We start from the raw sequence: 11,026 nt of genomic DNA, 5'->3' as shown, positions 1-11,026 counted from the left end.
AGCAGTAATTTCTAATAAAGATTGGGATTCAGGAGCAAATCCAGGATTTGCAATAGGAACATTTACAGATCCAAGACCAGGAATTGGATTAAACTTTACAGTAGAAGGAAGCAGTAGAAAAGATACTGGTCGATATAGTAGTGCAACTGATGGAAAATGGCATCATATAGCAGCGACGTTTGATCGAGATGGAATGATGATATTGTATATTGATGGAAAGAAAGTAGACAGTACAAGTATAAGTGCTGATTTAGGAAAGACGATAGATGTAAATGATTTGAATTTAATTTTAGGAGCAGATGGAAACAAACATTATCCAGTAAATGACAGCTATATAGATGAATTAAAGATCTATAAAAAAGTAATTGAAGCATATGAATTAGAATCTGTAGTTGCTCCATATAAAGTTGAAGCCGGAGAAGATAAAGCAACAATAACATGGGAAGCATTAGATGATAAATTTACACCAGCATATATTTTATTTAATGGAGAAAAACTAACGATTGATTCAGAGGCAGGAAGCTATGAGATTACAGGATTAACAGCAAATACAAAATATACGATCGAAGTTATTACACGCGATAAAGCATATAGTCGAAATTTAGTATTTGGACATGAGATAGAATTTAAAACAACAGGAAAAGTAGATTTTACAGCCTTAAATGATGTAATAGCAAAAACAGAAGGTATTGATAAGAATCAATACACAGCATCTAGTACAGCTGATTTAGAAAATGTATTAATTGAAGCAAAAGCACTTCTTGATAATCAAAATACTACTAAGGAAGAAGTAGCAGCAATGATAACAAAACTGCAAACAGCGATTGATAGTTTAGTACCAGTGGCAAATATCGAAACTAATAAAACATCATTAGCTATAGCTATTGAAATGGCAGAAGCTGCTGATTTAGAAAATGTCGTACCAGCTGTAGTAAGTGAATTCAATGAAGCTTTAACAAACGCTAAAGAAGTATATAGTAATGAAAAAGCTACACAAGCTGATGTAGATAGTGCCTTTGATCGACTAGCAAATGTAATGCAGATGTTAGAATTCTATCAAGGTGACAAAACAGCATTACAAAAACAAGTAGATGATATCAACGCCTTAGATGAAAATAAATATATCGAAGCATCATGGCAGGCAATGTTACCAGCATTGGATAAAGCAAATGCAGTTTTAGCAGATGAAAATGCAATGCAGGATGAAGTTGATGAAGTATTTGTCAAGTTAGTCAAAGTCTTCTTAGACTTAAGATTAAAACCAAATAAAGACTTATTACAAGAACTTATCAATAAGGCCAATGGTTTAAATACTGCAAATTACAGTGCAAAAACATGGAATGCGGTGCAAAATGCTTTAGAAGAAGCAATAGCAGTACTAGATGATTCAAAAGCAAGTCAAGAACAGGTAGATAATGCTAAAGATGTGTTAGCTAAAGCAATGGCAGGATTAGAAGAAGTTAAAACGAGTAATTCAGTCAAAGCAGGCGATACAACGGTAAGTATCAAGACTGGAGATGACAGTTTAATTGGTTTATTTGCAGGACTTAGCTTATTGAGTATGGCTACAGTTTTGGTAAGTAAACGAAAAGAAAATTAATATTTTTATTTATATGTAGATAAGATTTTATCTTTGATATTTAAACATATAAAAACCAAAAGCATTGAATAACTCAATGCTTTGGTTTTTTGTAATTGATTATTTGATAAACTGTATAGAAATTATTTAAGCTATTAATTGAAGAATATAATTTTTACATAAATTAAGATGTAGCGTTATACTAAAAAAAGTTACTTTTTTGATTTTGTTGAATTGAGATATCCTAGTAACTGTAACTAGAATAACAAATTAAATTAAGAATATAATGTTTTTAAATGATATTAGCAGTAACTTGCAGATATTAAAAGTTAAAGAATATTAAAATTTATAAATATTTTTTTAAAATTTATAAATACAACAAATTATTTGAATATTAAAATTTATATATATAGAAAGGGGTTACATTTTAAAAAAGGAGGAGATATGAAAATAAAAACAGAAATTATTTTAACCATTATTTGAGAATAAAGGAGGAAAGTATGAAAACTAAGATAGGAGCTATATTTTTAACATTAATGATGGTAATTAGTTTATTACCACTTTCAACAGTTAGTGTAAAAGCTCAAGGGACAGAATTGATCATTAATGATTCTCAAACTGGTGAAGAATTGCATCAATTTAATTATAGTAGTGGTTGGGGAACTAGTACGGGATATCCAGATCGTTTTTACGGTGGAGATGAGCATTGGTTCAATTTTAGACGCTATAATACTGGTGATCCATTGCCAAGTTATGAGATAAAATTTAAAGGAACTGGAATAGAATTATATGGTGAAAAACAGGCTGGTTTAGGTATTTATAATATTTATTTAGATGGTGAAAAGATAGATAGTGTAGATGCTTATAGTGCTAGTCGAGTTGCAACAGGAAAAATTTATGAAAAAACAGGAATTGAATATGGAGAACATATTTTAAAAGTAGAACTTTCTAATACTAAAAATTCTGCTTCATCAGCTTGTGATGGAGAAATTGATTATGCAAAAGTATTAGGAGTTATTGAAGATGATAGTGGTGAATACGTTTCTAAAATTGAAGACAGCGATGTAACTACTGGTAATGAATTATTTAAATTCAAATATACTGGTGGATGGACAGGAGGAACTGGTCATTATGATATGTTTTCAAATGGAGATGAACACTATGCACATGCTGGAGACTACTTTGAAATTACATTTATTGGGACAAAAGTAGAAATTTATGCTACTAAAGCTAGTAATCATGGAGTTTATGATGTGTTTATTGATGGAGTAGCAGCAGGACAGGCTGATGGAACAACTACAGGTAGTCGAATTCATCAACAATTAATTTATGAATCAGAAGAATTAAGTGAAGGACAACATACGATCAAAGTAATGTTACCTGAAGATGCTAGTGGTGCAATTCAGGTAGATTATGCAAAAGTTTATCATGGAGCTATCGATCCTACTGAAATTTCTTTGAGTGATACTGATGTTATTTTAGAAAGTGGACAAACTAAACAAATTACAGCAGCAGTTGCACCAAGCGTTGCTACTAATAAAGAAATTATTTGGGAAAGCGCTGATGAAAATGTTGCTACTGTAGATAGTGATGGAACAATTACAGCAATCAGTAGTGAAGATGCTAATACTGTTATAACGGCAACTGTAAAGGGAACAGATATTAGTGGTAGTATAAATGTTAGAGTTGTTCCTATGGTAGAATTTTTATCTGCTTACGTAGGAACAACAGATGTATTAGAAACTCAAGAAGATTATGATAATTTATTGACAAATTATACAGATAGCTGGCAAGATGTTGCTTGGAAAGGTGACGTTTTAAGTTCTAAGATCGTTACATGTACAAGAGATAAAGATGTTCATAATGCACAAATAACTGTTAGTGATTTTGTAAACGGAAATTCAGTTATTTCATCAGATAATATTGAAGTTAGCTGGTTGAAAGAAGTTTTAGCTAATGTAGGGCGTGGAAATTCTTCTGCACCAGTAAAAGAATTCCCAGATGTAATCTATAAAGGTGGTAAAACTGATATTGAAGCAAATTCAGTTAAATTTGGATGGATAACTATTAATGTTCCTAAAGATGCTAAACCGGGATTATATCAAGGAACAGTAACTGTTACAGCAGATGAATTAGAAAAACCATACGAATTCAATTATGAATTTGAAGTACTTGATTTAGTACAACCTGAAAGCAGTGAAACAGGTACACAGATTCAGATTTGGCAACATCCATTTTCAGTTGCTAATTATTATTTAGGTTTAGGTGAAAATCCTTCTGGTGGAATTTCAAATGACCTTGCAGAAGATTTCTATTTTACAGAAGAACATTTTAATTTAATGCGTGCCTCTATGAAAGAATATGCAGCTATGGGTGGAAAAGATGTAGTTGCTAATATTGTGGAAGAAGCATGGAATCATCAGTCATATTATAGTGATCCTTCAATGGTAAAATGGACAAAGAAAACGGATGGAACATTTGAATTTGATTATACATGGTATGATGCATGGATCAATTTCCAGATTGAATGTGGAGTAATTGATCCAGAAAACGGAATCGGACAAATTAAATGTTATAGTATTGTTCCATGGAACAATCAAATCGCATACTATGATGAAGCAACAGGAAGTACAGTTAAAAAGTCATATACACCAGGAAATACTGACTGGCAAGAAATCTGGACAACATTCTTAACAGATTTCATGAACCACTCTAAAGAAAAAGGATGGTTTGATATCACATATATTTCAATGGATGAAAGAGGAATAAATCAATTAAGACCAGCAGTAGAATTAATCAATGGTTTAACAGATGAAAATGGTGATAGTTTCAAAATTTCATCAGCATTCAATTTTGATAATAATTCAAGCTATGATTTTACTGATCAAATCGATGATATTTCAATCAACTTAGGAAATGTAGATCAATCAGCTAATCAAGCAACAAAAGCTCTAGCAACACATCGAAAAGAACTTGGATTAATGACAACGATCTATACATGTACAGGTGATTATCCAGGTAACTTTACAATCAGCGATCCAGCTGATAATAATTGGGTAATATGGTATACATTAACTCAAAATACAGATGGATTTATGCGCTGGGCATGGGATAACTGGGTATATAACACTCAAGAAAATGTCACATATCGTTATTGGGAACCTGGAGATGGATGGTTTATCTATCCAATGTCAAGAGATGAAATTGATGAAAGTTATAATGCATCTTTCTATAGTACACCAAGATATGAAATGTTGAAAAAAGGTATTCGAGATATCAATAAAGCAAAATATCTAATGGAACAATCAGAAGAATTACAAGATAAGGTAAACGAACTAGTAGCAACGCTAGTAAAACCTAGTCAAACAACAAGCTATGGCAGTGCTGTGGCAGCCAATGAAACAGTACGTCAAACAGTATTGAGTGATGTAACTCGGATGAAAGATGGAATTATTGAATTATCAAGAGAATTTATTGCAAATCAGCCAAGTGCTGATATCGATAAAACAGCATTACAGATAGCTGTTGATACTGCAAATACTTTAAAAACTCAAAATGCATTAGATAATGTTGTACCAGCTGTAGTAGCTGAATTTGAAGCAGCATTAACTGAAGCTGAAGGTATTTTAGCTGATTCTAGTGCTGATCAAACAACGATCGATACATCATTCTATCGTCTAGCTAACGCAATTCATATGTTAGACTTTGTAAAAGGTGATAAGAGTGCTTTAGAAGCCTTACTAGAAGAAGCAAATGGTTATGAAGAAGAAAATTATACAACTGATTCATGGGCAGCATTGCAAGAAGCAATCGAAGCAGCAACTGAAGTCATGAATGATGAAAATGTATTAGAAAGTGATGTAACAGAAGCGTTAAATAACTTAACTAATGCTATTGGAAACTTAGTTTTAAGAGCAGATAAGACAAGATTACAAGAAGCATATGACATGGTAAATGGCTTAGATAAGAGTCTATATACAGAAGCAAGTGTCGCTGGATTAGATGAACCAATGGCAAATGCCAAAGCAGTATTAGATGATTTAGATGCAATCCAAGCAGAAGTCGATAGTGCATATGAAGCATTAATAAGAGCATACTTAGATATGAGATTGATTCCAAATAAGGATCTATTACAAGACTTAATTAATAAAGCAAATGGACTAAATGCCACAAATTATAGTGCAAAGACATGGAATGTAATGCAAGATGCCTTAGATAAAGCAAAGGCAGTATTAGATGATCCTGAAGCAAGCCAGGAAGAAGTCGATAATGCTAAAGAAGTTTTAGCAAAAGCAATTGCGGGATTGGAAACAAGTAATTCAGTCAAAGCTGGCGATACAACAGCAAGTGTAGCTACTGGAGATAATGGATTAATTGGTATTTATGCAAGTTTATCAGTTTTAGCAGCTGCAGGATTAGGATTATTAAGAAAAAAAGAAAATTAAATATTATTAAAATAAAATGATAACGCCATATTATAAATTATGGCGTTATTTTGCTTATTGAATATGTATATATTAAAATAGGTATATGATGAATTATATAAGTAGATCAATAGGAGAAAGGAAAATGGAAAATGGAAAGTAAGGGTGTAATATTAGAAAATACTAGGGAATTGGTTTGTAAAAATGGTTTTGATAAAGTGACTGTGAAAATGATTTGCGAAAAAACAAATATATCTCGAAAAACATTTTATACTTTTTACCAAGATAAATATGATATTTTAGAACAGATTTTAGTTAAGGATGTAATAAATGAACTTAATGATTTATTAGATAAATTTGGTAAAATTGATCTTAATCGACCGATTATTTTGGAACAAGTGTACCAAAATATATATGATAATAAAGAATTTTATAGTAAAGCAATTGAATCCAAAGGAGAAAATTCATTAGAGTCTTATTTGTTATATTATTTTATAAAATGTTATTATAAAATATTAGCTGATGCAAAGGTTGATAGTGCAATCGAAATGGATTATCTGACGTATTTTTATTCAGCGTCACATGTAATGCTGATTAAAAAATGGATTACTGATGGCTATATTTTAACACCAAGACAGGCAGCTGGGTATTATCAGGAGTGGGCTGTTTCAGCTTTAGTAAATAATTATTTATTATAAATAAAAATATTGATTCAGGTAACATTTAGAGTGAAGTGTTACCTTTTTTAATACATTCAAAAATAACTGGTAATATTAATCGTATTTGTCAAATGTTATAATATAAACAAGGTAGTAGTTTTAATGTTTAATATAAATACATATAAAATTAAAATATCTAACCCCTTTCTATAATAATGTTAGATTAAAATATTGTTATAATTTTTATGATGTATTTTGAGTAACAGATTATAAAATACTACCTCTATTTTTATATTGATCGATGGGGATAATGTTTTTATGGGAAATGAATTGAAAGGAGAAGAAAATGAAGGGGATAGTCAAGAAATGCTTGCGATTAATGCTTGTTTTAGGTCTTGTTATTTCTGGTGTTATGGGACAAATAAGTTTGAATAATGTTTTGGCGGCTACGGAAAAGACAAGTTTATCGTTTGAAAGCAGTAAAAAGAATTATTTGGAAGTTGAAAAAACATTGGATTTCATTCCAAAAACACTGGAAATTTCAATTAAATTTGATAAACCAGATAACAGTAGAAAAGTGATAATGGGTAACTATGTTTATGGCAAGAACTGTTTTTCATTAGAACTAACTGCTGCTAATCAGTTGCGTTATGTAGAATATGTATATGAAAATGGAAAGACGGTTAGTGCAATTGATTATAAAGTAAATATACCAGAATTATTTGATGAAAACTGGCATAATATATCTTTAGTACGTGATGTAGAAAACAATAAAATATTATTGTATGAAGATGGAACATTAAAAGATACGTTAGAATTAAATGGTACAGGAACTAATGTATTAAAGGATAATGTACCATTGGATCAAGTTCATTATGTTGGAACGGATGCCAGAAAATCATTTTATTTAGATGCGGATATTCATGAAATTAGAATGTGGGATGTTATTAAAACAGCAGAAGAAGTAGGTAGTGAAGACGAACTTACTGGTCAAGAAGCTGGTTTGATGAATAACTGGGTGTTAGATATAAATGATTTAGATACAGAAAATAACGTTGTTTTAAATAAGGTTGAAAATCAGCCGAGATTAACAGCTGTTAATTTTGATTTACCAAAAGCAAAAACATTCTTAGAATTTGATAGTACTCAAAAAAATTATGTAGAGATTACTGAAAATTTAGAAAAAGCACCAAAAACAATAGAATTTTGGGCAAAATTTGATGAAAATCCAAATAAACGTCAATTGATCTTTAGTAACTATGTATATGGAAAAAATGGAATGGGCGTAGAAATAACAGCTGATAATCAATTGAGATATGTAGAATTTGGCTATACAAATGGAACATTAACAGGAAGTCTTGATGTAAGAACAACAGGAGCGGATATCTGTAATGAAAAGTGGGCACATTTTGCAGTAGTAAGAGATTTTGAAAACAGTGCGGTAAAGATTTATAAAAATGGAACTGAATTAGTTAATCAGGAATTAACGAATCAGGGAACAAATAAATTAACAGAAGATTTGAATTTTAGTAATAAGCATTATATTGGAACAGACTTTAGAAGTTCAAACAGTTTCTATTTAGATGGACAAATCGATACATTTACATTATGGGATAGTAGTAAAACAGGTGAAGAAGTAAAAGGATTAATGGATTTAGAAGTAAGCGGTAATGAAGCAGATTTATTACACAGCTGGGATTTTGATTTTAATAGTTTAAGTAATATAAGTCCTGTAATTAAGGATAAAAAAGCTGATGGAATTGAGGCATTAGCAGTTAATTTTAATTTTGATGAAAATAATGATAGTATTTTAAAGGGAAAATCAGTATTATTTGCTGGTGATAGTATAACAAATGCAGTAAAAGATCCAGAAAAACCATATTATGGCTGGGCTGGCAGAATTGGTACTGCTAATGATATGGATTGGAAGAATGCGGGAATCAGCAGTGCAACTATTTCAACAGCATTAGCATCATCATATCCAGAAAACAGAGTCGTAAATCAATTGAATCAAAATAGATCATATGATTATGTAATATTACATGGTGGAATGAATGATTCGATTGCAATGACAGAAATCGGACAAATGAGTGATTCATATAATTTAGAAGATTTTGATATTAGTACATTCTCTGGAGCAATGGATGAATTATTATATAAAGCAAAAGAAATGTATCCAGATGCAATCATTGGTTACATCGTAAACTATGCAACACCAAATTCAACATGGGGTGGATATAGTAATAACAATAAAGCGTATTTTGATCGTGCAAAAGAAATTTGTGATAAATGGAATATTCCATACATTGATTTATACGATGGTGGAGTAGAAGAGGATGGAGTATATAAATCATATAGCTATGATATATTAGAAGTAACAAGTGGTAAAAACATGTATAATGGATTATCAACAGAAATACATGTGGGTAGTAAAGGATATGATGTTATTTCACCATATATTCAAAAATGGATGGAAGAAATTTCGCAATATTCAAACGTAGGAACAGATTTTTCAACTGGCGATATCGAAGTTGAAATGATAGATGCTTTTGACCAAATTCCATTAACTTTTGAAACATGGTTAAAGATGCCGGAATCAGCAGCTGCTAATAGAGGTGGCGTAATTGCTGGAAATTTATTTGATTCATATTATCGTGATATTCCAATCGTTAATTTTGAAATATATAGTAATGGAGTACCACGCATTTATTGGACAGTAAATGATAAATCTTATGATTATAAAGCAACAGGTATTAATGTCTGTACCGGTGAATGGATTCATTTAGCGATTGCATATGATCAAGTTAATAAAAAGATGGCAACTTACGTAAATGGTGAAAAAGTACATGAATCAACGATTGATATAGATGTTAAAAAATTAAATCAGCCAATGAAAATTGGTAAAGATTCTCGTGATGCATATAATTTCAAAGGTGAATTAGCAGATTTAAGAATTTGGTCTACAACAAGAAGTGAAGAACAAATTAAAAATAATTTCAATAGAGAAATCGAAAATGAAATAGGATTACTTGGAAGCTGGAAGTTGGATAAAGAAGTTAATGGACAATATTTAGATAGTTCTCTAAATCAAAATCATGCTGAAAATTACTGGATCGATGGTGACTTATTTGCTAAAAGTGCAGATGGTTATAAAAGTATTGCAATTATTCCAGATACTCAAACTCTAGCTTTGTATGCACCATCTAGTTTCTCTAAATTAACAAGCTGGATAAGAGATAGTCAGGAAGAATTAGGTATTGAATTAGCTATTCATGTAGGTGATATTGTTAATGAAAGAGATAGTCATAGTCAGTGGACAACTGCTAAAAATAGTATGAAGTTATTAGATGGCGTGGTTCCATATGTTTTCTCTGCGGGAAATCATGATGTTATAATTCAAAAAGTTGATGGAAAATGGCATGGAGTGCGCAGTACACCGTTAATGAATCAATATTTCCCATATGATGAAGTATCAAGTCAACCATCATTTGGTGGTACTTATAAAGAAGGTGAAGTTGACAATACTTATAGTTATTTTACAATCAACAATGTAGAATTTATGGTAATTTCATTAGAAGAATCACCACGTCTTGAAGTTTTAGAATGGGCAAATAAAATAACTGCAGAAAATAAAGATAAAAAAGTTATTGTAACAACTCATGAATATTTAAATTTTGATGGAAATTTAATCAATGATGAAACTCAAGATCATTTACCTTTTATTGGTGGTTCAACTAATGGTGAAGAAATGTGGGAATTATATGTAAGAAAACATGAAAATATTACAGCTGTAGTTGCTGGACATGTAGGGTTCCCAGATCTTGTATCCACAAAAAAAGTTGGAGATAATGGTAATGTTGTAACTCAGATTCTTTGCGATGCTCAATTTATGGATCGCGATGACTATAATAATGGTTCAGGTCAAGGAGTTGGAATGGTAATGATTTTATCGTTCAAAGAAAACTCTGATGAAATTAAAGTAAATTGGTATTCAACAGTAAGAAATCAGTTTTATCGTGCTAAAAACCAGTATACTGATACAATGGAATTAACTAATAAAATCAATAAAACAGAATTGCAAGCATTATATGATGAATATTTAACTCTTGATGAAGGAGATTATACTCAAGAAAGCTGGAAGGAATTTAAAACAGCAATGGATAATGCTAAAGCAGTCTTAGAAAAAGCTGATATTACTCAAGAAGAAGTAGATAACACATTAACAGCATTACAAAATGCAAAAGAAGCTTTAACAAAAGTAGAAGCAGCAACAGTAAGTAAAACAGCATTATCAATAGCTGTCGATATGGCAAACAATGTAACCGAAGAACAGTTAAATAAAGTGGTGCCAGTAGTCGTTAATG

At 30.9% G+C, this 11,026-nt stretch carries 4 protein-coding genes; all 4 read left to right on the top strand.

The window, feature by feature from the left end:
- On the top strand, positions 1-1,600 hold a 1,600-nt coding region (locus tag BR82_RS15950), incomplete at its 5' end, for a LamG-like jellyroll fold domain-containing protein (RefSeq protein WP_027090593.1).
- A 479-nt stretch (positions 1,601-2,079) separates the two neighbouring features.
- Complete coding sequence (locus BR82_RS16860) at positions 2,080-6,024, top strand: glycoside hydrolase domain-containing protein (RefSeq protein WP_084300853.1); 3,945 nt, start codon at positions 2,080-2,082, stop codon at positions 6,022-6,024.
- A 131-nt stretch (positions 6,025-6,155) separates the two neighbouring features.
- Positions 6,156-6,701, top strand: coding sequence for a TetR/AcrR family transcriptional regulator C-terminal domain-containing protein (locus tag BR82_RS0113340; RefSeq protein WP_084300851.1), 546 nt, complete (start codon positions 6,156-6,158; stop codon positions 6,699-6,701).
- 307 nt (positions 6,702-7,008) lie between these two features.
- Positions 7,009-11,026, top strand: a 4,018-nt coding sequence (locus BR82_RS15940) for a LamG-like jellyroll fold domain-containing protein (RefSeq protein WP_034865121.1), incomplete at its 3' end; no start/stop codon positions are given.

This window comes from Thomasclavelia saccharogumia DSM 17460 (assembly GCF_000686665.1).
GTDB classification, from domain to species: domain Bacteria; phylum Bacillota_I; class Bacilli_A; order Erysipelotrichales; family Coprobacillaceae; genus Thomasclavelia; species Thomasclavelia saccharogumia.
Note: the sequence above shows the minus strand (reverse complement) of the source record. Positions and strands in the feature narration are given on the sequence as shown.